This is a genomic window from Clostridium beijerinckii, assembly GCF_036699995.1.
In the GTDB taxonomy this organism is placed as follows: Bacteria; Bacillota; Clostridia; order Clostridiales; family Clostridiaceae; genus Clostridium; species Clostridium helianthi.
Map to the genome: position 1 here is coordinate 12501 of NZ_CP144906.1, position 25299 is coordinate 37799.

18 protein-coding genes, 7 tRNA genes and 2 rRNA genes (1 of these 27 cut by a window edge) are annotated in these 25299 nt (G+C 29.4%); 23 read left to right on the forward strand and 4 right to left on the reverse strand.

The genetic code is table 11. The features are described from left to right. From PZA12_RS00045 to addA, 15 genes are all read left to right on the forward strand, one after another. Positions 1–1473 (forward strand): 23S ribosomal RNA (locus PZA12_RS00045) (it extends 1438 nt beyond the left edge of the window). 108 nt (positions 1474–1581) lie between these two features. Next, positions 1582–1698, forward strand: a 5S ribosomal RNA gene (gene rrf / locus PZA12_RS00050). 12 nt (positions 1699–1710) lie between these two features. Further along, positions 1711–1787 (forward strand) — tRNA-Ile (locus PZA12_RS00055). 1 nt (position 1788) lies between these two features. Beyond that, positions 1789–1864: transfer RNA gene (locus PZA12_RS00060), tRNA-Ala, on the forward strand. An 85-nt stretch (positions 1865–1949) separates the two neighbouring features. Continuing rightward, positions 1950–2465 (forward strand): HD domain-containing protein, encoded by a 516-nt coding sequence (locus tag PZA12_RS00065; protein ID WP_078117616.1) that lies wholly within the window; start codon positions 1950–1952, stop codon positions 2463–2465. Positions 2466–2479: 14 nt separating this feature from the next. Next, the gene (locus PZA12_RS00070) at positions 2480–3001 is read left to right on the forward strand and encodes a transcription repressor NadR (RefSeq protein WP_077841118.1); all 522 of its coding nucleotides are present in this window, start codon (positions 2480–2482) and stop codon (positions 2999–3001) included. Between the two features lie 2 nt (positions 3002–3003). Beyond that, positions 3004–4389, forward strand: a complete 1386-nt coding sequence (locus PZA12_RS00075) for an NAD(P)/FAD-dependent oxidoreductase (RefSeq protein ID WP_078117615.1) — start codon at positions 3004–3006, stop codon at positions 4387–4389. A 16-nt stretch (positions 4390–4405) separates the two neighbouring features. Then, positions 4406–4636, forward strand: a complete 231-nt coding sequence (locus PZA12_RS00080; RefSeq protein ID WP_078117614.1) for a DUF1667 domain-containing protein — start codon at positions 4406–4408, stop codon at positions 4634–4636. A gap of 116 nt (positions 4637–4752) precedes the next feature. Then, positions 4753–4843 (forward strand) — tRNA-Ser (locus PZA12_RS00085). Between the two features lie 30 nt (positions 4844–4873). Further along, a tRNA-Ser gene (locus PZA12_RS00090) sits at positions 4874–4964 on the forward strand. A gap of 244 nt (positions 4965–5208) precedes the next feature. Further along, positions 5209–5299 (forward strand) — tRNA-Ser (locus PZA12_RS00095). An 18-nt stretch (positions 5300–5317) separates the two neighbouring features. After that, positions 5318–5408, forward strand: a tRNA-Ser gene (locus PZA12_RS00100). Positions 5409–5533: 125 nt separating this feature from the next. After that, complete coding sequence (locus tag PZA12_RS00105) at positions 5534–6049, forward strand: GNAT family N-acetyltransferase (RefSeq protein WP_077840810.1); 516 nt, start codon at positions 5534–5536, stop codon at positions 6047–6049. Continuing rightward, positions 6046–9525 carry a helicase-exonuclease AddAB subunit AddB gene (addB, locus tag PZA12_RS00110; protein ID WP_078117613.1) on the forward strand — a complete coding sequence of 1160 codons (3480 nt, stop codon included), beginning with the start codon at positions 6046–6048 and terminating at the stop codon, positions 9523–9525. The genes PZA12_RS00105 and addB overlap by 4 nt, the downstream gene beginning before the upstream one ends. 92 nt (positions 9526–9617) lie before the next feature. Continuing rightward, the gene (gene addA / locus PZA12_RS00115; protein WP_078117612.1) at positions 9618–13355 is read left to right on the forward strand and encodes a helicase-exonuclease AddAB subunit AddA; all 3738 of its coding nucleotides are present in this window, start codon (positions 9618–9620) and stop codon (positions 13353–13355) included. A gap of 76 nt (positions 13356–13431) precedes the next feature. Here the strand turns inward: addA and PZA12_RS00120 are convergent, their stop codons facing one another. Next, the gene (locus tag PZA12_RS00120) at positions 13432–14613 is read right to left on the reverse strand and encodes a L,D-transpeptidase (RefSeq protein ID WP_078117611.1); all 1182 of its coding nucleotides are present in this window, start codon (positions 14611–14613) and stop codon (positions 13432–13434) included. Positions 14614–14828: 215 nt separating this feature from the next. Between PZA12_RS00120 and PZA12_RS00125 the strand changes: the two genes are divergently transcribed. The 3 genes from PZA12_RS00125 (at position 14829) to PZA12_RS00135 (ending at position 16695) form a co-directional block, all read left to right on the forward strand. Continuing rightward, complete coding sequence (locus PZA12_RS00125; RefSeq protein WP_077837305.1) at positions 14829–15311, forward strand: DUF1189 family protein; 483 nt, start codon at positions 14829–14831, stop codon at positions 15309–15311. Between the two features lie 216 nt (positions 15312–15527). Further along, positions 15528–16433 carry a sensor histidine kinase gene (locus PZA12_RS00130; protein WP_078117610.1) on the forward strand — a complete coding sequence of 302 codons (906 nt, stop codon included), beginning with the start codon at positions 15528–15530 and terminating at the stop codon, positions 16431–16433. A gap of 187 nt (positions 16434–16620) precedes the next feature. Beyond that, positions 16621–16695, forward strand: a tRNA-Arg gene (locus tag PZA12_RS00135). Positions 16696–16729: 34 nt separating this feature from the next. Here PZA12_RS00135 and PZA12_RS00140 read toward each other — a convergent pair. Further along, complete coding sequence (locus PZA12_RS00140) at positions 16730–17620, reverse strand: phosphatidylserine decarboxylase (protein ID WP_078117609.1); 891 nt, start codon at positions 17618–17620, stop codon at positions 16730–16732. 383 nt (positions 17621–18003) lie between these two features. Here PZA12_RS00140 and PZA12_RS00145 point away from each other — a divergent pair, with 383 nt between their 5' ends. Beyond that, a complete protein-coding gene (locus tag PZA12_RS00145) occupies positions 18004–18588 on the forward strand; it encodes a TetR/AcrR family transcriptional regulator (RefSeq protein ID WP_077841954.1) in 585 nt (194 codons plus the stop codon). A gap of 162 nt (positions 18589–18750) precedes the next feature. Next, entirely contained in the window at positions 18751–19539 is a 789-nt protein-coding gene (locus PZA12_RS00150; RefSeq protein WP_078117608.1) for a Cof-type HAD-IIB family hydrolase, read from the forward strand. Positions 19540–19686: 147 nt separating this feature from the next. Here PZA12_RS00150 and PZA12_RS00155 read toward each other — a convergent pair whose 3' ends face one another. Together PZA12_RS00155 and PZA12_RS00160 are read right to left on the reverse strand one after the other, a co-directional pair. Beyond that, positions 19687–21282, reverse strand: coding sequence for an ABC-F family ATP-binding cassette domain-containing protein (locus tag PZA12_RS00155; RefSeq protein WP_041893271.1), 1596 nt, complete (start codon positions 21280–21282; stop codon positions 19687–19689). 232 nt (positions 21283–21514) lie between these two features. Continuing rightward, the gene (locus PZA12_RS00160; protein ID WP_103697908.1) at positions 21515–22108 is read right to left on the reverse strand and encodes a DUF1836 domain-containing protein; all 594 of its coding nucleotides are present in this window, start codon (positions 22106–22108) and stop codon (positions 21515–21517) included. A gap of 220 nt (positions 22109–22328) precedes the next feature. Here PZA12_RS00160 and trhA point away from each other — a divergent pair, with 220 nt between their 5' ends. The 3 genes from trhA to PZA12_RS00175 all read left to right on the forward strand — a co-directional run bounded on the left by trhA (position 22329) and on the right by PZA12_RS00175 (position 25275). Continuing rightward, on the forward strand, positions 22329–22976 hold the full coding sequence (trhA, locus tag PZA12_RS00165; protein ID WP_077841950.1) for a PAQR family membrane homeostasis protein TrhA: 648 nt from the start codon (positions 22329–22331) through the stop codon (positions 22974–22976). Between the two features lie 225 nt (positions 22977–23201). Next, complete coding sequence (proB, locus tag PZA12_RS00170; RefSeq protein ID WP_017209551.1) at positions 23202–24005, forward strand: glutamate 5-kinase; 804 nt, start codon at positions 23202–23204, stop codon at positions 24003–24005. A 25-nt stretch (positions 24006–24030) separates the two neighbouring features. Further along, entirely contained in the window at positions 24031–25275 is a 1245-nt protein-coding gene (locus PZA12_RS00175; RefSeq protein WP_103697907.1) for a glutamate-5-semialdehyde dehydrogenase, read from the forward strand. The last annotated feature ends 24 nt before the right edge of the window (positions 25276–25299 follow it).

A 25299-nucleotide genomic window follows, 5' to 3' on the forward strand; every position in this document is an offset into this window, starting at 1 on the left:
ACTATAATCGTTATTATCGATGGTGTGACGGAGAAGGATAGGATGTGCTAGCTATTGGATGCTAGTCTAAGCGTTTAGGGAGTTGGGATTGGCAAATCCGTTCCAACAATTCTGAGGCGTGATGGGGAAGGTTCTACGGAACCGAAGTATCTGATTCCATGCTTCCAAGAAAAGCATCTAGAGAGAGAAGTAGTGCCCGTACCGCAAACCGACACAGGTAGATGAGGAGAGAATCCTAAGGCCGACGGAAGAATTGCAGTTAAGGAACTAGGCAAATTGACCCCGTAACTTCGGGAGAAGGGGTGCCTGAGAAATCAGGCCGCAGAGAATAGGCACAAGCAACTGTTTAACAAAAACACAGGTCTCTGCTAAAGCGAAAGCTGATGTATAGGGGCTGACGCCTGCCCGGTGCTGGAAGGTTAAGGGGAACACTTAGCGAAATATCGCGAAGGTGTGAACTTAAGCCCCAGTAAACGGCGGCCGTAACTATAACGGTCCTAAGGTAGCGAAATTCCTTGTCAGGTAAGTTCTGACCCGCACGAATGGCGTAATGACTTGTGCACTGTCTCAACTGCAAATCCGGCGAAGTTGTAGTGCGAGTGAAGATGCTCGCTACCCGCGATTGGACGGAAAGACCCCGTAGAGCTTTACTGTAGCTTAGCATTGAATTTCGGTATTGTCTGTACAGGATAGGTGGGAGACTGGGAAACTAGGGCGTCAGCCTTGGTGGAGTCGTTGTTGGGATACCACCCTGATAGTATTGAAGTTCTAACTGGATGCCATGAAACTGGTGACAGGACATTGTTAGGTGGGCAGTTTGACTGGGGCGGTCGCCTCCTAAAATGTAACGGAGGCGCCCAAAGGTTCCCTCAGAACGGTCGGAAATCGTTCGAAGAGTGTAAAGGCAGAAGGGAGCCTGACTGCGACACCTACAAGTGGAGCAGGGACGAAAGTCGGGCTTAGTGATCCGGTGGTACCTCGTGGGAGGGCCATCGCTCAACGGATAAAAGCTACCTCGGGGATAACAGGCTGATCTCCCCCAAGAGTTCACATCGACGGGGAGGTTTGGCACCTCGATGTCGGCTCGTCGCATCCTGGGGCTGAAGTAGGTCCCAAGGGTTGGGCTGTTCGCCCATTAAAGCGGCACGCGAGCTGGGTTCAGAACGTCGTGAGACAGTTCGGTCCCTATCCGTCGCGGGCGTAGGAAATTTGAGAGGAGCTGTCCTTAGTACGAGAGGACCGGGATGGACTGACCTATGGTGTACCAGTTGTTTCGCCAGAAGCATAGCTGGGTAGCTAAGTCGGGAAGGGATAAACGCTGAAAGCATCTAAGTGTGAAGCCCACCTCAAGATGAGATTTCCCATAGCATAAGCTAGTAAGACCCCTTGAAGACTACAAGGTTGATAGGTCAGAGGTGTAAGTATGGTAACATATTTAGCTGACTGATACTAATAGGTCGAGGGCTTGACCAATAACATAAGTTGTAAATACATTAAAGAAACTGTGTGCAATTTTCAAAGAATAATATAAAAAATACTTGACATAAGATGTGTTGCAAAGTATAATATTATTTGTAATGATCTGGTGATGATGGCATAGAGGTAACACTCCTTCCCATTCCGAACAGGAAAGTTAAGGTCTATTACGCTGATGGTACTGCATGGGAGACTGTGTGGGAGAGTAGGAAGTCGCCAGGTAAAATTTAAAAGGGATCTTTAGCTCAGTTGGTTAGAGCAACCGGCTCATAACCGGTAGGTCTAGGGTTCGAGTCCCTGAAGGTCCACCATGGGGGTATAGCTCAGTTGGGAGAGCACCTGCCTTGCACGCAGGGGGTCAAGAGTTCGAATCTCTTTATCTCCACCATTAAGAAGTTATGAATTAATTCATAACTTCTTTTATTATACAATTATTTAATTATGTTTAGTATGAATAAGCATAGGAGATAGGAATGTTTTTATATAGAATAAAACAATTTTATTGGGCAATAGAATCTATATTCATTAAGGAAGATATGGAAATGCTAAAGATGTATCTTAGTATTTCTGAGTTGGATTTATTTATGAAACTTACTAAATCAGAGCGGCAACATTCAATAAGAGTTTGTAGAACGGCTATAAAATATATAGAGGATAATAATATAGTTAATATCGATAAAAAAAAGATGTCTAAGTGTGCATTATTGCATGACATAGGAAAATTAGAATCTAAATTAAATATATTTTATAAAGGCATTATTGTTTTTTTAAATAGTATTACTCACGGAAAATTTTTGAAGTATAATAAAAATAAGAAAATAATAAGTTATTATAATCATCCGGAAATTGGAGCAAGACTGATTGAGAGTATTAATAATGATGAATGCTTAGAAGTAATAAATTCTATTAAATATCATCATAATAAAAGTAATATTGACTCAAAAAATATATATTTAAAAGTATTAAGTATATCTGATGATTGCAATTAAAATAGGAGGGAAATATGAATTCTATTGAGAGAAGAGAGGATATAATTAGATTACTTCTAGAAAGTAATGAGCCTTTGAAAGGCAGCTTTATAGCAAAAAGATATTCTGTAACTAGACAGGTTATAGTAAAAGATATAGCAATTCTTAGAGCTAAAGGTAAGAATATAATAGCAACTCCAGATGGATATATAATTAATGCAAATAATAATAAAGCTAAAGCAATTATTGCAGTAATTCATACTGAAGATGAGATGATTGAGGAATTAAGTATAGTAATCAAATATGGTGGAATTATTGAAGATGTAGTAGTGGAGCATCCATTGTATGGAGAAATAAAGGGAATGCTTATGATTAAGAATTATAATGAGTTAAATAAATTTATTGAAAAATATAAGGAACAAAAAGCAAAATTACTATCTGCATTAACTAATGGAGTTCATCTTCATACAATAGCAGCTGAAACTCAAGATGATATTGATTTAATTATATTGGAATTGAAAAAGAACAACTTTATAGTTTCAGATTTGGAGGACTAGTAATGGATTATGATGTGCTAATTTTAGGCGGTGGGATAATTGGATGCGCAGTTGCCTATGAACTTTCAAAATATAATATAAATATAGCTTTAATTGAAAAGGGATATGATGTTGCAAACGATATTTCATTTGCAAATACAGCTGTTGTTTATGATGGTTCAGAATCAAGTAGTAGTAAAATGGCTCTCTTGGAGAAGAGAGGTATAGATATAATAAGGAAGCATTGTAAAAAGTTCAATGTTAGATATAATAAGATTGGCTCATTAAGGATTTTCTTAGATGAGAGTAATGAACTATTAAATAAAGTGTATAGTGATTCTGTGGATCACGGAATAGATGGAGTTCGTATAATAGATAGTAATGAACTTTATAATGTGGAACCAAGTTTAAATTTAGAGGAAAATAAAGCTATCTATTCTGAGAATACTTCAATAATATCACCATATAACCTAGCTGTTTCATATGCAGAAATAGCTGTAGATAATGGAGTGAATTTTAGATTAGAAGAAGAGGTTATAGATATTAAGACTATCTCTAAGGGATTCAGAGTAACTACGAATAAAAATAAGTTTACTTGTAAACTAGTTATTAATACAATTCCAAATGAATCATTTAATGACATGTGTAGTAATGTAACAAGCGAAATGAAAAATAAAAAAGTTAGGTGTATAATAGTTAAGAAAAGCATAGGTGATAACTTAAAGAAAATTATTATTGAAGATATAGATGAAGAAAATTCGATGATAAAGGTGCCAATATCGGAAAATGAAAATTTAATTGGAATTAAGATTAGTGATAATTTTAGCTCTAAATTAGAATTGCCAGAAAGAATATTGAAAAATATAAAAAAAGAGTCAATAATTAATATATTTACAGAAGTATATAGCGAAAATGATATGTTAATAGATGATAGTAATTTAGAGGCCGGTTATATAAAGGTTGTAGGAAATCACTATGCTAAAATATCAGTTGCACCAGCAATTGCTCAGGATATTGAAAAGAAAGTTAAAGTAAGTATGAATATAACGAAGAAGAAGGATTATATTGATAAAAAGAGAGAGACATATATATTTAGAGAGATGACTAAAGATCAAATAAATAGAATAATTTCTCTTGATAAGCGTTATGGCAATATTATTTGTAATTGCAATAATATTTCTGAGGGAGAAATTATTGATTCAATAAGAAGACCTTTAGGTGCAAGAACAGTAGAGGGAGTAAAAAGGCGTACAGGGATAGGTCTTGGAAACTGCAATGGTTCAAATTGCAATATAAAGATAATAAAGATATTGGCCAGAGAGATGGATAAAAGTGCTTTAGATATAGTAGATGATTCTATGGATTCACAAATTTTAGTTGGAAGAATTAAGGAATTTAATGAAATTTAGATTGGAGTAATTAGTAATGTCTAATAAAGATGTTTTTACCAGTTTAGTTAGAGTAAAAGGTAATATGAATTACAAAGTTGTATCAGTAAAAAGTAATAAAAGCGTTGAGAAGCACTTATGGAAAGAATTCTCAAAGGTTCTTAGCAGGATTTATGTTAGTACTCCTACAAATATTGGCGATAATATTTGTAAGAATATACTTAATACTGGCGTAGATATAATATGTACAAGGAAGATAAAAGAATAGCTAAACACTAAATCCATAAGGTTATATTTTATTATAATAATTTATTTTAATAAAATATTATAAAATAGTTGACATAAGTATAAGCAATTGATATAATAATACATGTCACTAGACGTGGAAAGATGGTCGAGTTGGTTTAAGGCACCGGTCTTGAAAACCGGCGTGCGTGTAAGCGTACCTAGGGTTCGAATCCCTATCTTTCCGCCATTTTTTTGTCTAAAAATATAAAGTTTATTTGGAGGATTACTCAAGTGGCTGAAGAGGCGCCCCTGCTAAGGGCGTAGGTCGGGTAACTGGCGCCCGGGTTCAAATCCCGGATCCTCCGCCAAGCATCTAACATTTGTTAGGTGCTTTTTAGTATAATTAATTAGTCTTAGTAAAACATATATTTTTATTTGTTGAAAATTTATATATAAATTCTCAATAAATATAATTTACTATTCTAAATTATTTGATATTCTGTAACTCATATCTACAATTAAGTTTAGATAAATGAAAAAATTAAATTTATTGCAATAAATATGTTGACATAAATAAAATTAGTTGATATAATCATATTTGTTGTGAGACATGGAAAGATGGTCGAGTTGGTTTAAGGCACCGGTCTTGAAAACCGGCGTGCGTGTAAGCGTACCTAGGGTTCGAATCCCTATCTTTCCGCCATTAAAATAGAAGGCACATGGAGGATTACTCAAGTGGCTGAAGAGGCGCCCCTGCTAAGGGCGTAGGTCGGGTAACTGGCGCCCGGGTTCAAATCCCGGATCCTCCGCCAAACATCTAACAAATTGTTAGATGTTTTTTTTGTTTTTAATTAATTTTATGGAGTAAATAAACTTAAAATATTATAATTAATATGTCTGCTTATAAAATAAATTAATTATCATAAGAAGGTGAATTATGCTAAGCGGCAGCAAAGTGCATTTAAGAGTACTAAAAAGGGAAGATGTAAGTATATTATTCAAGTTACATAGTGAAGAGAAAGTTAAAAAGTATAATATAATAATTGAGAGCATGGATAATAAAGTAGATTTAAGAAAATCTTTAAGTATAGTGAATGAAGATGATAATCTAATTGGTTTTGTAACGTACAAGGAGCAGGGATATTATAGTAGGATATACTGTATTGGCATAACGATAGGGAGTGAGTATTGGGGAAGAAGTTATGGAGTAGATTCTATAAAAACTCTTCTAAGATATTTATTTAAAAAGCTGAATGCTATGAAAGTAGAATTATACGTTGCTAGTTATAATATACGAGCTATAAGGTGTTATAAAAAATGTGGGTTCATAGAGGAAAATATTAAAAGATATTATAGCCATATAGATAAAGAATATATAGATATGATAATTATGGGGATAATTAGAGAAAGATATAATTCATATTTAAAATGTGAGGATGGAAAATACATATGAGTATAAGATTTGTTTATGGAAGGTCTGGTACAGGTAAGAGTAAATTTTGTATTGATGAGATAAAAAATAATATTAACAAAAAATTAGATATAAATAAATTAATCCTATTAGTTCCAGAGCAGTATACATTTATGACTGAAAATAAAATATTGCATGAAATTGGAGAACATGCTTTCTTAAGAACAGAAGTGATGAGTTTTAAGAAAATGGCTCATAATATTTTTGAAGAATATGGTGGAAGAGTTAAAGAGATTATTAAGGAATCTGGAAGGAATATGCTAATTCATAGAGTTATAAATGAAAACATTGAGTCTTTGGATTATTTTAATAGGATGTCTAGAGAACAAGGATTTAATGAAATTATATCAGAAGTGATTTCGGAATTTAAAAAGTATAATATTAGCATTGATAGTATAAGAGCAATAGATGAGAAAATAAATGATAATGAATTATATCAAAAAATTAAAGAGTTGATGATAATTTATGAAGCATTTAACTTAAAAATGCATGAAAATTACATTGATGGAGATGATCAGTTAACATTACTAAATAAAAAGTTATTAGAAAGTAGCGCGTATGTAGATTCTGAGGTGTGGATAGATGAATTTACTAGCTTTACACCTCAACAACTGGACATTATAAAGGTGTTGGCCAAGAGATGTAGAAGAGTTAATATAACTTTTTGTATTGATAACGAATCTCTAAATAACAACTCTGAAGATATAACTGATGTATTCAATATCATAAAGAATACTGAAAATAAAATATTAAAAATAATGAAAGAAAACAATATTGCTTATGATAAACCAGTCAACTTAAATAATGCAATTCCTTATAGGTTTAAAGATAATCTAGAACTTGATCACATAGAGAAATATTTTTTTTCTTACCCATTTAATGAATATGATAAGAACCCTGAGAGAATAACACTTTACAAAGCAAGTAATATTTATGACGAGATAGAAAGAGTATCAAAAAGTATTACAAGTTTGGTGAGAGAAAATGGGTATAGATATAGAGATATATCTGTAGTTTGTAGAAATATAGATGATTATGAAAAAATAATATCAGTAATATTTAAAGATTATAATATTCCATACTTTTTAGATAAAAAGATTCAATTACTAAGTAATCCATTGATTGTACTTATAAGTTCTGCTTTTGAAATTTTGCTTAAGAATTGGTCTTATGAAAGTGTATTTAAATATTTAAAGAGTGGTTTAACTGGCATAGATAATTCATATATAGATAGGCTAGAGAACTTTATATTAGAGTATGGGGTAAAGGGTTATAAATGGACATCAAGAGAAATAGTAAATGAGAAATGGTTTATAGGAAATAGCGAATTGACGGATGATAAAGTTTTAATAGCTGAAATTATGGAAGAGATAAGATATCCATTGATGACTTTTCATAATAAAATAAATGGAAAACATAAAGTTAAAGATATATGTTCAGCTATTTATGAGTTTTTAGTGGATGTAAAAGTTTTTGACAGAATTAATGAATGGATTAAAAATTTTGAAGAATTAGGATTAGAAGATAAAGTTAAGGAATATAGTCAGGTTGAAAGTATAGTTATAGACATTCTAGATCAAGCGGTTGATGTTATAGGCGAAGAGAGATTAGAGTATTCTGAGTTTTTCAGAATATTGAGTTCTGGTTTTGCCAATGAAGAGATAGGAATTATACCTGTAGCATTGGATCAGGTTAATATTGGAGATATAGCAAGAATAAAGGGCAGAGATGTGAAGGTTCTTTACATAGTAGGAATTAATGATGGAGTTCTACCAGCATCCAAGAAAGAGGAAGGCTTATTATCTGATAGAGATAGAACAACATTAGGTGAGGTTGGAATAAATTTATCATCAACAACTAGAAATAAAGTTTTTGAAGAACAGTATCTACTATATATAGCATTAACAATTAGTAGTGAATATTTAATGCTTTCATATCCAATGGCTGATTTTGAAGGTAAGTCATTAAGACCATCTATAGTAATATCTAGAATGAAAAAGATATTTCCTAATTTAATTGAAGAAAGTGCAATTTATGATTCAAAAATCCTTGAAAATAAACTTAGCAAAGTTATTGCACCAATTCCAACATTTAATGAACTTATAATTTCTATGAGAAAAGATTTTGATAAAGAACATATAGAGCATTACTGGCCTGAGGTATATGAATGGTTTAAAAATAATGGTGAGTTTAAGGATAAAGTTAAAAATATATTTAAGGGGCTTAGTTACTCAAACATTGGAGATAAAGTTCCAAGAAACAAACTTAGAAAACTTTATCAGAATGACTTAGAAAAGTTAGTATTCAGTGTTTCAAAGTTAGAAAAGTATGCAGAATGCCCCTTTTCTTATTTTGTTCAATATGGGCTAAAGGCTAAAAATAGAAAGGTATATGAATTTACACCACCAGACTTAGGATCATTTGTACACGAAATGCTTGATTCATTCACTAATAAAGTTAGAGAAGATGGAATACTATGGTCTGATTTAAGCAATGAAAAATGTAAGGAGATAATATCTAACCTTATTGATAAGAAGTTAATGGATGAAAGTAATTCTATATTGAATAGTACTAAGAAATTTAAATATTTAGCGCAAAGATTTAAAAGAGTAATATCTAAATCTGTTTCAGTTATTGCAAGTCAAATAGGAAAAGGTGAATTTGAAGTATTTAAAACTGAATTTGATTTTGGAAGTTATAGTTCTGGAGAAGCTATAACATTAGATTTGAATGACAATGAGAAGGTGTATCTTCAAGGAATAATTGATAGAATAGATAAGTTAGATTTAGATGGTGAAACTTATATAAGAGTTATAGATTATAAAACTGGAGCTAAAAAATTTGATTTAAATGAAATATATTATGGATTACAAATGCAATTATTAGTTTATTTAGACGCACTTATAAGGAATTCGAAATATATACTTGATAAACAAGTAAAGCCAGGAGCAATATTATACTTTAAAATAGATGACCCCATAATAAAAAGCAAAAAGGAAATGACTGATGAAGAAGTAGAAAAAGAAGTATTAAGTGCTTTAAAGATGAAAGGATTAGTTTTAAAGGATGCGAGGGTTGTGAAAGCTATGGATAAGGATATAGAAGGATATTCATTGGTTATACCAGCATCATTTAAGACTGATGGAAGCTTTAAGGCAACAAGTGATGTTGTAACAGAAGAGGAGTTTAGAATACTTAGAGAATATGTAAATAATAAGATGATAGAGATATGTGAAGAAATGCTAAGTGGAGATATTAAAATTCAGCCGACTAAGAATTCTAACATTGCTCATTGTGAATACTGTGATTTTTCATCAATATGCCAATTTGATACAGAGATAAAAGATAATAAATACAAAATTATAATAAACAAATCTGCAAATGATATATGGAATAATATAAAAAAAGAAATTGATAATTCTAATAAATTAATTAAAGTTGAAAATGAGGAAGTATAGTAATATAAAAGAATCTAGTATATTTTTGATTAAAATTAATTAGGTTTTCTTACAGTTAAAACGATTTTAATTAGTACAGGAGAGATTTATATATGGGTAATACAAAATGGACTGATGAACAGTTAAGTGCAATTGAAACGAGAAATTGTAATTTACTAGTTGCAGCGGCAGCGGGTTCAGGTAAAACTGCTGTTTTAGTAGAGAGGATTATAAGAATAATTACTAATGAAGAGAATCCGGTTGATATAGATAAGTTATTGGTTGTAACTTTTACTAATGCAGCAGCAGCCGAGATGAGGGAAAGGATCGCAGATGCGATATCAAAGGAATTAGAGAATAATCCTAGGTCTAAAAATCTACAGAGGCAATTAACGCTGTTAAATAGAGCTAATATCACTACAATGCATTCGTTTTGCTTAGATGTAATTAAAAATAATTACCATAGGATTGATCTAGATCCATCATTTAGAATAGGTGATCAGACTGAGGGAATACTAATTAAATCGGAAGTTATTGAAGAACTTTTCGAAGATAAATATGAGGAAGAAGATATTGAGTTCACTAATTTGGTTGAGATATTTAGCAGCTATAAAAATGATAATAATTTAAAAAACTTAGTATTAGATTTATATAACTTTACAATGTCAGGTCCATGGCCTGAAAGGTGGCTTGTTAATAGCGCAGAGGCCTTTAATATTAAACAATTAGATGAATTGGATAGAACTAATTGGGTAAGAGTTTTAGCTCAAAGTGTAAAAATTGAGTTAAATGGGTATGTTAAAATGTTAGAAAAGGCCATTGAGGTTACTAGCAAAACTGATGGATTAGAACCTTATATGGATAGCTTATTAATGGAATTAAGTTATATACAAAATGCTTATGAATCTACTGATAATGGACTTGAGGAAATGTTTAATTCATTATCATCAATACAATTCAGTAGATTAAAATCTATAAAAAAGGATAAGGTTTCAGATGAGCAATCCCAAAATACTGTAAAAAAAATTAGAGATGATGTTAAAAAAGGAATATCTGAATTATTAAATAATGCATATTCAGTAAATCCACAGCAAATGTTAAGGAATATTCAAGGGGTATATCCTTACATAAAAAAATTGATAGAATTAGTTTTAGAATTTAGTGCTAGGTTTAGTAAACGAAAAAGAGAAAGAAATATATTAGATTTTAATGATTTAGAACATTTATGTTTAAAAATATTAAGTGATTATGATGATGAGAATAATATAATTCCATCAAGCATTGCAATGAATTTTAAAGAATATTTCGATGAGGTACTTGTTGATGAGTATCAAGATTCAAATAACGTTCAAGAAACAATAATAAACCTAGTATCCAGAAAAAACGATGATAATCCCAATGTATTTATGGTTGGTGATGTGAAGCAAAGTATATATAGGTTTAGACAAGCAAAACCTGAATTATTCATTGAAAAATATAATACATATGATTCAAGTAATGGAACGAATAGAAAAATTCAATTATATAAAAATTTTAGAAGCCGAAGAGAAATTATAGATGGAGTAAATTACATCTTTAAAGAAGTAATGTCTGAAGTAGTTGGAGAGTTAGAATATACATATGAGGAAGCTTTAAATTTAGGTGCAGACTTTAAGGAAAATAAATTAAAAGATACAATTATTGGAGGCCCTATTGAAGTTAATATAATTGATAAAAGCTATAATGAAACGGTTGTAGAAGATAATGAGGAACAGGAAGAAATAAATAATGTTATTTTAGAAGGTAGAATCGTTGCGAAGAGAATTAAAGAACTAATGTCAAAAAATGAAAATGAACAAATCTTTAAAGTTTTAGATAAGGAATCTGGTGAATATAGGCCATTAAAATATAGGGATATAGTTATTCTACTTAGAGCTACTAAAAACTGGTCAGATTCATTATTAGATGAGTTAAGTGCAGAAGGAATTCCAGTGTATGCAGATACAGGATCTGGTTATTTTGAATCAATTGAAATTAGAACAATAATTTCTCTTTTAAAGGTTATTGATAATCCAATGCAGGACATTCCAGTAATATCAGTAATGAGATCTCCAATTATGGGATTTTCAGCAGAAGAAATAAGTGATATTAGGCTTGTAAACAAAGATAATTATTTTTATGAAAATATAAAATATATAAGTGAAGAATCTTATCATTCAATTAATGAGTCTTATTCTGATGTATTGATAGCTAAATGCAAGTATTTTATTAATTCCGTTGACAAGTGGAGAAATAAATCGATTTATATGGCAATTGATGAATTTATATGGTATTTATATATGGATACTGCTTATTATGGATATGTTGGAGCTATGCCTAATGGAGTACTTAGGCAAGCAAACTTAAAAATACTTTTTCAAAGAGCAAGACAATTTGAGAAAACGAGTTTTAAGGGATTATTTAATTTTATAAATTTTATAAATAAACTTATAAAATCTTCAGGTGACATGGGAAGTGCTCAAGTCTTAGGTGAAAATGAGGATGTAGTAAGAATTATGAGTATCCATAAAAGTAAGGGATTAGAGTTCCCTGTGGTATTCTTATGTGGGTTAGGAAAGAATTTTAATCTTATGGATTTAAATAAAAGCATATTGTACCACGACGGACTAGGACTTGGGCCAGACTTTATAGATATAGAAAAAAGGTTTAGCACAGGAACTTTAGCTAAGGAATCAATAAAGAAAAAGATGAAATTTGAAACATTATCGGAGGAAATGAGAATACTGTATGTAGCATGTACTAGGGCAAAGGAAAAGTTGATTATGACAGGTACAGTAGGAAATCTTGAAAAATCAGCTGAAAAATGGTTAGGATCGGCATCTTTAGATTATAATCGCATATCCCCTTCGGAAGTTTTAAAAGGAAAGTCATATTTAGATTGGATTTGTATGTCACTATGTCAACATAGAGATGGTAGTGTTTTATCAGAAAGTTTTGGAACTGAAAATTTAATATTAAAGGATGATAATTCTAGGTGGAAAATTAATTTTTGGAATAAAGGTGACTTGATTGATAAGACAAAGACAGAGGTGCTAGAACAAGGAGAAGAATATGAGTTAACAATAATAAATAATAAACCATATGATAATTCTATATATGAAGAAGTAGATAAAATATTATCATATAAATATCCATTTAAAGCTTCAACAACAATTAAAAGTAATATTTCAGTTTCAGATTTAAAGAGAAGGCATGCAGAAGAAGATGATGATACTGAACAATTATACAGAGAAAAAGTAAAAGTTGTCCCTAAATTTCTTCAAGAAAAGAAAGGCCTTACTCCTTCAGAAAAAGGTACTGCAGTTCATTTTGTAATGAAAAAAATAGATTTTAATAGAGTATCATCTACGGAGGAAATTAAAGAACAATTACACGAATTATTTGAAAAGGAGCTTTTGCTTAGCGAAGAATTAAAGGTAATTAATCCTACTAAAATACTGAGTTTTTTTAGGTCGGATTTAGGGAAAAAAATTCTTGAGTTAAATTGTAGTGGAGAAAAAATTTATAGGGAAATACCTTTTTATACAGAGATAAGCAGTTTAGAAGTAGATAAAACACTTGGTAATATATATAAGGATGAAAAGATAAGATTACAAGGAATAATTGACTGTTTTTTTGAATATAATGGGGATATTATACTTATAGATTACAAAACGGATTACGTCATGGAAGATCACGAAGATGAATTTAAAGAGAAGTATAGGAAACAATTAGATTATTATAGTGATGCAATATTTAAATTAACAGGTAAAAAGGTTAAATATAAGTACTTATATTCATTTTACTTAGAAAAGGAAATTCAAGTAATATAAATATGTTTAAGTAAAATAACAATAAAAGCAAGAAGACAAAGATAAATTTATATGTGTCTTCTTGCTTTTTTAATAGTTATTTTATTATAATTTTACTTTCCCTAGGTATGTTAGTAAAGATCCATTTGGCATCATCTATAGAGAGTCTAATACAACCATGAGAAGAAGGTTTATTCATTGTATAATCTAGAACTGTAGTTTTGTCTTTAGCAAATGGAACTGAATGAAATAAAATGTCTCCAGTAATTTGAGTCCAATATTTACCGCCTTCTTGATATTCTTCTGAAAAGAACCAATCACCTCTCTCTTTAATAGTAAATGATCCAGGCGGTGTATCCTCTCCACTTATTCCAGTGGAACAAGGGAAAGTTTTAACCAACTGCCATTTATCAGCTTTTCCCTTATAAACATAAGTCTTTTGATCTTGAAGGCTTACGTTTATAAGATAAGGTGTTGAACTCTCTATGTTTAATGTATTAATATTTTTTGATGTAATATTGGTTGTTAAGGCACGCGATGAAGCTTCAGCAATAGCTGAATTTTTATCTAAGTATTCTTGTTGTTTTTCTTTTATATCTGCTATCTTTTCTTTTACATCTATGTCATCACGCAAAAGGTCATTATTGTCTGAAATTTTAGACATAGCTTCGCTATAGTAATCATTGCTAATTAAATTATCGCAGTAAGCAAATAAATTATCCTTTAGTTTACTTTTTGATTCATCTAAGTATATAAGTGAATCTGTATAGTTAAGATCTAAAGCAGAAACTTTTTTGAAGAATGAAATTGCCTCTGGATATTGTCCATTATTAAAAGAATTAATACCAGAGTTATAATTTTTAATAGAATCTTGAATTAAATCTATTGAATCAGAAGCCTCATGTAGATCATCATCATTCACTAGATTATAACGTTTTATTTCCTTAAACTGAATTAATGCATTTTCAGAAGAAATTTTCTTATCTTGGATTTCATCTGATAAAGTATTAATTTTAGTTCTAAGATATTTGGAAACATCATGACTAATCATAGATAATTTAAATGGATTAAAGTTTTGTTTAGTTATCAATAAATTATTAGCTTCAGAAAATTTATAATTATCAAAATCTGATTTGAAGTTATTTAAAAGTTTATTATAACTGTATAACTCGTAAAAGCAGCTAGAAGATAATACTATTAATAAAGCTAGTACATACATAATTCTTTTAGGTAATTTTTTAGTTTTTGACTTTTTATAATAAAATGTATTTATGCTCAAATAAATGCCTCCTAATGAAGTAACTAATATATTTAGAGTGAATTTGAATAAGATATTGCCCATTAATCTTTTATTTAATTACAAAGCCATCTTTTATTTATATAATATTGACAATAAAAGTAAATAATAAACCTTGATGTTTAAACTAATTTTAATATGTGTTAATATACTTAATAGGCCTTATGGAAGTAGACAATATTTATCTGGAGGGGAAAATGACTAATAGAACTAATTTTTTTATAAAGCTTATAACTTCTATATATGACATAAAGGTTTTTTCTAAATATGCGAAAGAAGGAATAGTGCGATCAATCTCATATGCAGTATTACTTAGTTTCTTATTAGGAGGCCTAAAGAGTGCATTTGTTCAATATAGGACTTATAATTTAGATATAATATCTTTCGTAGATCAAATGGTAGCATATTTTTCAATAATACTTTTTAATTTATTGTTTAATTGCTTAATTGTATCAATTGTTGCAGCGCTTTTTACAGTGTTTTTAAGAATGGTAGTCAAATATATAGCTTTATATTCTTTAACCTTGTATGCGGCTACATTGCCATTAATAATACAAATAATATTAGAAACAGCTAATCCTAATATAAGATTTGATACTATGTTTATTGTTGGAACATTAACCTATGTAATATTGATATTAAAGTATATAAAGGATGAAATAATAAGAAACTATACTTAGTAACATAAGGATGGTATAGATATATTTCTCCAATTATTATCTAAATTTGTAATATTCAATTATTAAACTTAAATAAACAAATTATATAGTCTTTTGGAATTAGAAATATCATATCAAATTTATTTAATATGGTTGTTAGCTGGGAAGTTATATGATATTATATATTAAGGGTATATGGTAAAAAAAGTAAAAAAAATTACAAAAGGGGATTTAAAAATGGTTGAGGTTAATATTTTGAAAGATAATCAGATTGATAGGGAGAATATATTAAATAGTAATGATCTTATTAAGTTATCGAAAGATGAATTAATTAGCAAACTTATTAATTTATCAGAATCTAAGAAAAATCAAGAAGATTTTATTTTGAATATTTCACATGATTTAAGATCACCATTAAATATAATTTTAAGTGTTTTACAATGTTACAAGGATGATTATAAAGATATCAAGAAGTATGGTAAATGCCAGGATCACATGGATGTTATAAAAAGAAATTCATATAAAATATTAAAACTTGTAAACAATCTAATAGATACAACAAAATTAGAAAAAAATCATTATAGTATTAAAAGAGAGAACTTAGATGTAATTAATTTAATAGAGTGGAATATATCTTCTATAGATAAATATGCTAAGCAGAAGGAGATTTCTTTAGTTTTTGATACAAATGTTGAAGAGTGTATAATGGCAGTCGACCCAGAAGCAATAGATAGAATAATAATGAATTTAATTTCTAATGCAATAAAGTTTTCGCCAAAAGGAAGCAATATATATATAAATGCATGGAAAAGTATAAATCAATTAACCATTTCGGTAAGAGATGAAGGAATTGGAATACCCAAGGAAGAGCAAAATACAATTTTTAATAGATTTGTTCAATCTTCAAGAAATAAAAAATCTGAGAATTCGGGGAGCGGGATAGGTCTTGATTTAGTTAGATACTTAACTCAAGCTCACAATGGTAGTATCGAATTGAAAAGTGAAGAGAATGCTGGGTGTGAATTTATAATTAAGCTACCAATAGAAAGATTACAGGATGATGAAAATAATAGGGATAAATGCTTAAACATTAAAAGTAAGGTGGAAGTTCTTGAGGTAGAGTTTTCTGATATATATTTGTAGAAGTTACCATAAACAAAGATAGTTATCTAAAAATTAAAACTAATTTTTAGATAACTTAGTCCCAATTGCATATGGGACTAAGTTGAATAATAGTATTAAATTTATAAAATTATGAGAATAATCAAATTATAAACTTGATTATTATAACCGCTTGTGATAAGATAAACTTGTTGTAAAAATTGAATATGGAGCGTTAGTTAAACGGATATAACATACCGCTACGGACGGTACATTGAGGGTTCGATTCCTTCACGCTCTGCCAAAATAAAGAGAATGGTTTACCCATTCTTTTTATTTTATAAAATTTTAGTACCAATATTTTCACCAAATAAAACTTTACACTCAAAGCCTAATTTAGATTGTTCTATAATATCGGCGTCTATTTCTATAGACCCTTGTTCAAAGAATAGTATAGTTGTAGATCCCCCAAATTTAAAATAGCCTTTTTCATCACCTTTTTTTACTCTAACTCTAGGAGAATAAGTTTGAATTATTGAACCTACACATGTAGCACCAACCTCTATATGAAGTACATCTTTAAAGTTATCTGATTTGAATAAAGACCATTCTCTTTTGTTTTCACAAAAAAGTTTAGGAACAGATTTTAAAGCTATTGGATTTACAGAATAATAGTGTCCTTTTATATGATGATTTTCATATGGAATACCAGAATCTATAAAGTGAAATCTATGATAATCAGTAGGGCATAATCGTAATACAACGCATATTCCATTTTTATATTTACTAGCTACATTATCATCATTAATTAACTCTTTTAAACTATAAGTTAATCCCTTAATTTGAATTATATTATCTAAGTCAATATCCTCATAAGCAGTTATTCTTCCATCTCCTGGAGAGATTAATATATTATTATCTGAAGTTATTGGTCTAGCATCAAAATTTAATTCTCTTGTAAAGAAATCATTGAAAGAGTTAAATTCATTAATTTTCTTCTTCGACATAGTCATATCAATATTAAAGCTATTTACAAATGGTGAAATTTTGGATTTGCTTAGCTTTGTATCACAATACTTCCCATATAACTTAGAAAATAGTTTTTTCTTTGCGATAAGTTCAGTAATGGTTTTACCAACTGGTGATTCATAGGTCCATTCTATATATTTCTTTCCAGCGATAAGTTCTTCTTCATAAGATTTTGTAGTTCTATTATATACTTGAATCATAAATACAAATGTCAAAACTTTATGAAATAATTTAGAGATAATAGCTCTAAAGATTTATAATGTTACAGTTATGACAAGTATCCTCCATTTCTTATTTTAATTAGATATATCTAGTTAAATCTATAGAATAATTATTTAGTAAATAATATAGAAAAACTGATATAAATTGAATAAATTATGTGTAACATACATAGTTTATTTTTTACCTTAATATTAATTTTATCACAGATAATCAAAATTTCAAAAGTAAGATTATATGTACTGAAAGTTTCATTTTTGATATAAATAGTAATATGTAGAATTGTGGTTTAATAATGAACTAAATGATATAATATATTGATAATATTAGCATAAGTAATTATTGAAAAATGAGGAGAAATGTTATGAACAAAACAAAGAACTTGATTTTTAAATCTGCAATAAAAATATTTTCTGAATCTGGATACAGAGGTGCTACTATGGATGATATAGCTGCCAATGCTGGACTTGTAAAGGGGACATTATACTATCATTTTAAGAGTAAAGAGGAAATATTTAATTTCATTGTTGAGGAGGGATTGCAAATATTACAAAATCAAGTTATTGAAGTTCAGAATATGAATATAGGTCCTATTGAAAAATTAATAAAAATATGTAGAATACAATTAACATTTTTATATGGGTATACAGATTTTTTTAAAATAGTAATGAGTCAGTTGTGGGGGACTGAGCATAGACAGAATGAATTGCGTCATAAGATACGAAAGTATATAAATGAAATTGAAATTAATATAAGAACTTCAATGGAAATTGGGGAAATTAAAAAAGGAGATGTAGAACTTATTGCATTCCAATTTTTTGGATCACTATGTTCATCTGCAATATATGAATCTATACATATAGAGAAGATAAATTTAGAAGATATTATAGAGAGTACTATTAAGTTTACATTGAATGGATTAGGAATAGATATAAATAGATATATTTAAAATATGAAGTTTATATTTTAGATTCTAGATAAATATAATCAGTTTTAGTTTACACTGATGATTAAATATAAATAGGGATTGTATAGAGAGATATTTTTTATGAGTAGTATATATGATTATTACCAAATTGAATAAAATAACGAGGGAACTGGGGGGATACTAATGAAATTTTTAGCAAGTGATTTAGATGGAACGTTATTTAGAGAGAACAAAGTTTCAGAAAAGGATTTAGAAGCATTGAGGCGACTAAAAGCGTTTGGAAATAAGATAATAATTTCAACAGGAAGAAGTTTAAAAGGAGTAAATAGTATTTTAAAGGAATATCCATTTGAGTATGATTACTTGGTTATGTGTAATGGTGGAGTGATAATGGATAACAGAAACAATATTATACATGAGAAATCAATACCGAATAAAATACAGAATAGAATAATATCTGATTTTTATGATATAGGAGATTCCTTAATATATTATGATGATGGAAATGATACGTATATGATAGAAAATAAATCAGTTGATGTTTCAGGTGTAGATGCTGATTTTTTTAATCATTTTTCTAATAGGGTAACATTAGAAGAAGCATTGAGTAGTGTATCAGATTCACAAATTATGAGTGTGTTTAATGTATCTCAATCTATAGAAAAATCAGAATTGGTAAGAGAAAAATTAATAAATGAATATGATGAGTATATAGAAGCTTTTAGAAATCAAGTATTTGTAGATATAGTTCCGAAGAATTGTTCAAAAGGAAATGCAATTATGATGATTTTGGAAGATGAAAATAAAGGCGTTGATAGCTTATATACGGTCGGCGATTCAATGAATGATATTTCCATGTTTAAGATTACCAATAATAGTTATACATTTAATTCAGTAGAAGAACTAATTAAGCCATATGCTGATAATCTTGTAGATCATGTTTTTGAAGTAATAGAAGATATGCTAAGATAAAAGATTAATTTAGAGATTATAACTTATTCAGCAAATTAAATGGAAAATAATTTATTCAAGAAATATAAAAGTTCAGCAATTTATAGAAATGCTGAACTTTTTATTATAAGTATATTACATATAATTTTAATTTATATGGTTAAGTCATTATTTATTAGAATTAGAAAATTCTAAGTATTCATCAAATGTCATAGTTCTATCAACTATAGAACCATCATCTTTAATATCTATGATTCTATTTGCTATAGTTTGAACGAACTGATGGTCATGAGAAGCAAATAATATGTTACTGTTATAATCTTTCAAACCATTATTTACAGCTGTAATTGATTCAAGGTCAAGGTGATTCGTAGGTTGATCTAACATTAATACATTAGCATTAGAAAGCATCATTTTAGACAACATACATCTAACCTTTTCTCCTCCTGATAATACATTGGCTTCTTTTAATGCTTCCTCACCAGAGAATAACATTCTGCCTAGGAATCCTCTGATATAGCTTTCAGATTTTTCCTCTGAATATTGTCTAAGCCAATCTACTAAAGAAAGATTGCAATCGTCAAAGTATTTTGAGTTATCAGCTGGGAAGTATGCATTAGTTATAGTTATTCCCCATTTATATTCACCGCTATCTGGTTCCATTTCTCCAGATAATATTTTGAATAATGTAGTTACAGCTATTTCATTACCAATAAGAGCAATTTTATCACCTTTATTAACTATGAAATTCACGTTATCTAATACTTTAACACCATCTACTGTTTTTGATAAATCTTTAACCATTAATATATCATTACCAACTTCTCGTTCAGGTTTAAATCCTACAAATGGATATTTTCTACTTGATGGTTGAATATCATCTAAAGTAATTTTATCCAAAAGTTTTTTACGAGAAGTAGCCTGCTTAGATTTAGAAGCATTAGCACTAAATCTTGCAATAAAGTCCTGTAATTCCTTAATCTTTTCTTCCTTTTTCTTGTTTTGATCTTTTGACATTTGAAGAGCCAATTGACTTGATTCATACCAGAAGTCATAGTTACCTACATAAATTTTTATCTTTCCAAAGTCAACGTCAGCCATTTGAGTACAAACTGAATTTAAGAAGTGTCTATCATGCGATACAACTATAACAGTTCCATCAAAGTTACCTAAAAAGTCTTCTAACCAGTTTACAGCCTTTAAATCAAGACCGTTAGTAGGTTCGTCTAGAATTAGTATTCCAGGGTTACCAAATAATGCTTGAGCTAAAAGAACTTTAATTTTTTCTCCACCAGTCAATTCTGATACATTTTTAAAGTGAAGATCAGTTCCTATACCTAGTCCTTGTAAAAGCGAAGATGCTTCAGATTCTGCTTCCCAACCATTAAGTTCAGCAAATTCACCTTCTAATTCAGATGCTTTAATTCCATCTTCATCAGAAAAGTCAGGTTTAGCATAAATTTCATCTTTTTCCTTCATTATTTGGTATAGTCTTTCATTTCCCATTATTACGGTTTCTAGTACTTGAAAATTATCATACTTATAATGATCTTGCTTCAAGACAGACATTCTTGTGTTAGGAGCAATTATAACTTCACCAGTATTAGGTTCTACCTCACCTGATAATATTTTTAAGAATGTACTCTTTCCAGCCCCATTAGCACCAATAACTCCATAACAATTTCCTGGAGTGAATTTAAGGTTGACATCTTCAAAAAGCTTACGTCCACCAAATCTCAAACTAACATTTGATACGTTTATCAATATATTTCTACCTCATTTCTTCTTAATTGTAATAATGCACAATTAGGGAAAAAATCCTTTCTATCGTTAAAATATGTTATCATAAATTAATTTGGAATTTCATCCTTAATTGTGCATCGTATAAATAGTTTAACTACATGTTGCTTATTATATCATATAATTAATGATTTTTGCATTTTTAAGTATTTCTATAATTTTAAATTTTTGTATTATTAATTAATTAAAATTAATGTTATTTATAATTTTTGGTACTCCCAAAGCATTCATCTATTATTTTTTCACTCATACGTCTATAAAGATTACTCATGCTAACATATGCGCATATAAGCAGAAGTTTTTCTTCATAGTCTCCTAAAGAATTATCTTCATTACTTATTAGATTTGTAATATTATCATAAATTTTAGTCGAGGAAGATTTTAAATCATCTAAGTTTGAATCATATATATCAAGAAAGGATTGGTATATATCATGTAATGGATATTCTTCTTCTTTTTCAAAAGCATCAATTATGGGGCTCAAGATAGTTTTTATATCTGTAAGGGACAGTGCACCTTTTAAATTGTAAATTAACCCCATTAAAATAAGATGATTTTTAGTATACTTCTTATTTTTAATTTTCATTAAAAGATTACCTTTAGCGTAGTTATTAATCATAGTTTTAGTAAGAACTTTGTCATCATCATTTCTTTTAGTGTAGCTTAATTTACTTTCAAATAGCTGCATTACTTGATCCATATATAAATCAATTTCAGGAAAATCATTTAAGTTAATGTTATTAGATGATTTTTGTGAATTTATATATGTATCAATATTAAAGTCATTCATATAATTTCACTCCTCACATAGCAATAGAAACTATGTCATTATTATAATTTTAATATTATCGAAAAGAAGTAGATAATTCAAGCATTTATGGGTAAAATACTATTTAATAATATAAAATAAACAAAAATAGGGTTGCAATATGAAAAAATATATGAAATAATTCTAATATAGCAACACATAGTTATTAAAACTACGTGGGAATAAATGGGAGGGTAAAAGAATGGAGAAATATTTAAGAGAACCTATCAATGGATTAACTCATTTTATTGGAGCAGTTCTATCATTATTTGCATTAATAGCAATGTTAGTAAAGGTATATACAAGGGGAAGTTCTACAATAACATTTGTATCAGTTTTATTTTTCGGGATAAGTATGATTTTATTATATAGCGCATCAGCAACATATCACTCAGTAATAGCAAATGATAAAGTAATAAAAATTCTAAAACGGTTAGATCATTCTATGATATTTATCTTAATAGCAGGATCATATGCACCATTTTGTCTAGTGGCGTTAAATGGAAAGGTAGGAATAAATCTATTTCTAGCAGTAACAATATGTGCAGTAATTGGAATTGCATTTAAATTATGTTGGGTAACTTGTCCTAGATGGCTAAGCAGTAGCATGTATATAGGAATTGGGTGGTTTGCAATATTTGCTATATATCCAATGTCTCAAGTTTTATCTTCAGTAGGATTATTATGGTTAGTTCTTGGAGGGATAATGTATACAATAGGTGGGATAATATACGCATTAAAATCAGATAAAATAAAAGTATGGTTATTTGGAAGACATGAAATATTTCATATATTTATTATGTTGGGAACTCTTTGTCATTTTATTTGTGTATTTGTATATATAATTTAAATCAGAATTTTAAGTTGCATTAATCTAGTAGATTATATAGGGGATAAAAGAAATACTTATTTTAATAAATTTAGTATTTCTTTTATCCTTATTTTTATAAAAACATAATTATATTTATATAGAACTAGATGTTTTATTATAAAACAGCTTTTAAAACTTGATAAGATATATTAGGTATAGTAAGATAAATTATAAAGAATAAATAGACTTTAAGGGGATGGAAAAATGGGCTTTCGTCAAAGGTTAAAAGATGCTAGTAGAATAGTAGTAAAGGTTGGATCATCAACATTAACTTATGATAATGGAAATATTAATTTAAGTAGAATTGAAAAGCTAACGCGTGTATTATCTGATGTAGTTAATTCAGGTAAGCAGGTTACGCTTGTTACATCAGGTGCAGTTGCTGTTGGTGTTAATAAATTAAAATTGAAAGAAAAGCCCGAAAGCATAAGAGAAAAGCAAGCAGTAGCAGCAGTTGGACAATGCGAACTAATGCATATATATAGTAAATTTTTTGGAGAATATAGCCATGTGGTTGGGCAAGTGTTACTCACAAGAGATGTAGTAGAAGATGATCATATTAGGGAAAATGTATGCAATACATTTGAAACTTTATTAGATAATAAGATAATTCCTATAGTAAATGAGAATGATACAGTTTCAATAGATGAAATTGAGAATATAGTTAGATTTGGTGATAATGATAATTTATCGGCAATAGTTGCATCATTAATTAACGCAGATTTGTTAATAATTTTATCTGATATAGATGGGTTCTATGATTCAGACCCAAGGAATAATGAGAGTGCAAAATTACTAAATGAAGTTAGAGAAATAACTCCTGAGTTAGAAGAGTGCGCTGGAGGTGCAGGATCAAATCTAGGAACTGGTGGAATGATCACAAAACTATCAGCAGCTAAAACATCTACAAAAGCAGGTGTAGATATGATTTTAGCGAATGGAAGTGAACCAGATATAATAATAGATATTTTGAATGGTGAAGAAATAGGAACTTTATTTGTATCATAGATAAAATCAGAAATGGGGGCTAAAAATGAGTGAGTTAATAATTAAAGGACAAAATGCTAAGAATGCTTCTTATGATCTTGGTATTGCATCAACAAAGCAAAAAGATGATGCACTTATGATTATGGCAGAAGAGTTGATAAAGGCAAAAGGAGATATAATATCAGCTAATAAGATAGATTTGGATGCGGCAGTATTGAAAGGTACTTCAAAAGCTATGCTAGATAGATTAGCACTTACAGATGAAAGAATAGAAGGTATGGCAGCAGGGCTTAAAGATGTTATAAAACTTCAAGATCCAATAGGTGAAGTAATATCTATGTGGCAAAGACCTAATGGATTACAAATAGGTCAGAAGAGAGTACCGTTAGGAGTTATTGGAATAATTTATGAAGCAAGGCCTAATGTAACTTGCGATGCAGCAGGACTTTGTATAAAGACTGGAAATGCTGTTATTCTAAGAGGCGGAAGTGAAGCTATTAATTCTAATAAAGCTATAGTTAAGGCATTAACAAAAGGAATTGAAAGATCTGGTTTGCCTAAGGCTTCAGTACAGCTAGTAGAAGATACAAGTAGAGAAGTCGCAACTGAAATGATGAGATTAAATGAGTTTATAGATGTTCTTATTCCAAGAGGTGGAGCAGGATTAATTCAAGCTGTTCTTAAAAATGCTACTGTTCCAGTTATAGAAACAGGAACAGGTAATTGTCATATATATGTAGATAAAGACTGCGATTTTGAAATGGCAAAAAACATTGTTGTTAATGCAAAAGCATCAAGACCTTCTGTTTGTAATGCAGCTGAAAAGTTACTTGTAAATGAAAAGATAGTGGATGACTTTTTGCCGATAGTAGTTAAGGCCTTAAGAGAAAATGGTGTTGCTGTTAAAGGTGATGAAGTATCACAATCTGTAATTAACGACATTGAGAAAGCCGCTGAAGAGGATTGGGGAAAAGAATATTTAGATTATATAATTGCCGTAAAAGTGGTTAAAGATGTAGATGAAGCAATTTCTCATATAAATAAATATGGAACAGGGCATTCGGAAGCAATTATTACAGAGAGTTATAAAAACTCACAAAAGTTTTTACAAAGAGTTGATGCAGCAGCTGTATATGTTAACGCATCAACAAGATTTACAGATGGTTCAGAGTTTGGTTTTGGTGCTGAAATAGGAATAAGCACTCAAAAGTTACATGCTAGAGGTCCAATGGGACTTAAAGAATTAACAACAATTAAATATATTATTTATGGAAATGGCCAAATAAGATAATACAGAGAATATAAAGAATATTAT

Coding starts and splice junctions, on each gene's coding strand:
- PZA12_RS00140 (WP_078117609.1), bottom strand. CDS start 17,620: ATGATTCAAGTATATAATAGAACTACAAAATCTTATGAAGAAGAACTT.
- PZA12_RS00150 (WP_078117608.1), top strand. CDS start 18,751: ATGAAATTTTTAGCAAGTGATTTAGATGGAACGTTATTTAGAGAGAAC.
- PZA12_RS00125 (WP_077837305.1), top strand. CDS start 14,829: ATGACTAATAGAACTAATTTTTTTATAAAGCTTATAACTTCTATATAT.
- proB (WP_017209551.1), top strand. CDS start 23,202: ATGGGCTTTCGTCAAAGGTTAAAAGATGCTAGTAGAATAGTAGTAAAG.
- PZA12_RS00075 (WP_078117615.1), top strand. CDS start 3,004: ATGGATTATGATGTGCTAATTTTAGGCGGTGGGATAATTGGATGCGCA.
- PZA12_RS00130 (WP_078117610.1), top strand. CDS start 15,528: ATGGTTGAGGTTAATATTTTGAAAGATAATCAGATTGATAGGGAGAAT.
- PZA12_RS00065 (WP_078117616.1), top strand. CDS start 1,950: ATGTTTTTATATAGAATAAAACAATTTTATTGGGCAATAGAATCTATA.
- PZA12_RS00160 (WP_103697908.1), bottom strand. CDS start 22,108: ATGAATGACTTTAATATTGATACATATATAAATTCACAAAAATCATCT.
- addA (WP_078117612.1), top strand. CDS start 9,618: ATGGGTAATACAAAATGGACTGATGAACAGTTAAGTGCAATTGAAACG.
- PZA12_RS00175 (WP_103697907.1), top strand. CDS start 24,031: ATGAGTGAGTTAATAATTAAAGGACAAAATGCTAAGAATGCTTCTTAT.
- PZA12_RS00105 (WP_077840810.1), top strand. CDS start 5,534: ATGCTAAGCGGCAGCAAAGTGCATTTAAGAGTACTAAAAAGGGAAGAT.
- addB (WP_078117613.1), top strand. CDS start 6,046: ATGAGTATAAGATTTGTTTATGGAAGGTCTGGTACAGGTAAGAGTAAA.
- trhA (WP_077841950.1), top strand. CDS start 22,329: ATGGAGAAATATTTAAGAGAACCTATCAATGGATTAACTCATTTTATT.
- PZA12_RS00145 (WP_077841954.1), top strand. CDS start 18,004: ATGAACAAAACAAAGAACTTGATTTTTAAATCTGCAATAAAAATATTT.
- PZA12_RS00080 (WP_078117614.1), top strand. CDS start 4,406: ATGTCTAATAAAGATGTTTTTACCAGTTTAGTTAGAGTAAAAGGTAAT.
- PZA12_RS00070 (WP_077841118.1), top strand. CDS start 2,480: ATGAATTCTATTGAGAGAAGAGAGGATATAATTAGATTACTTCTAGAA.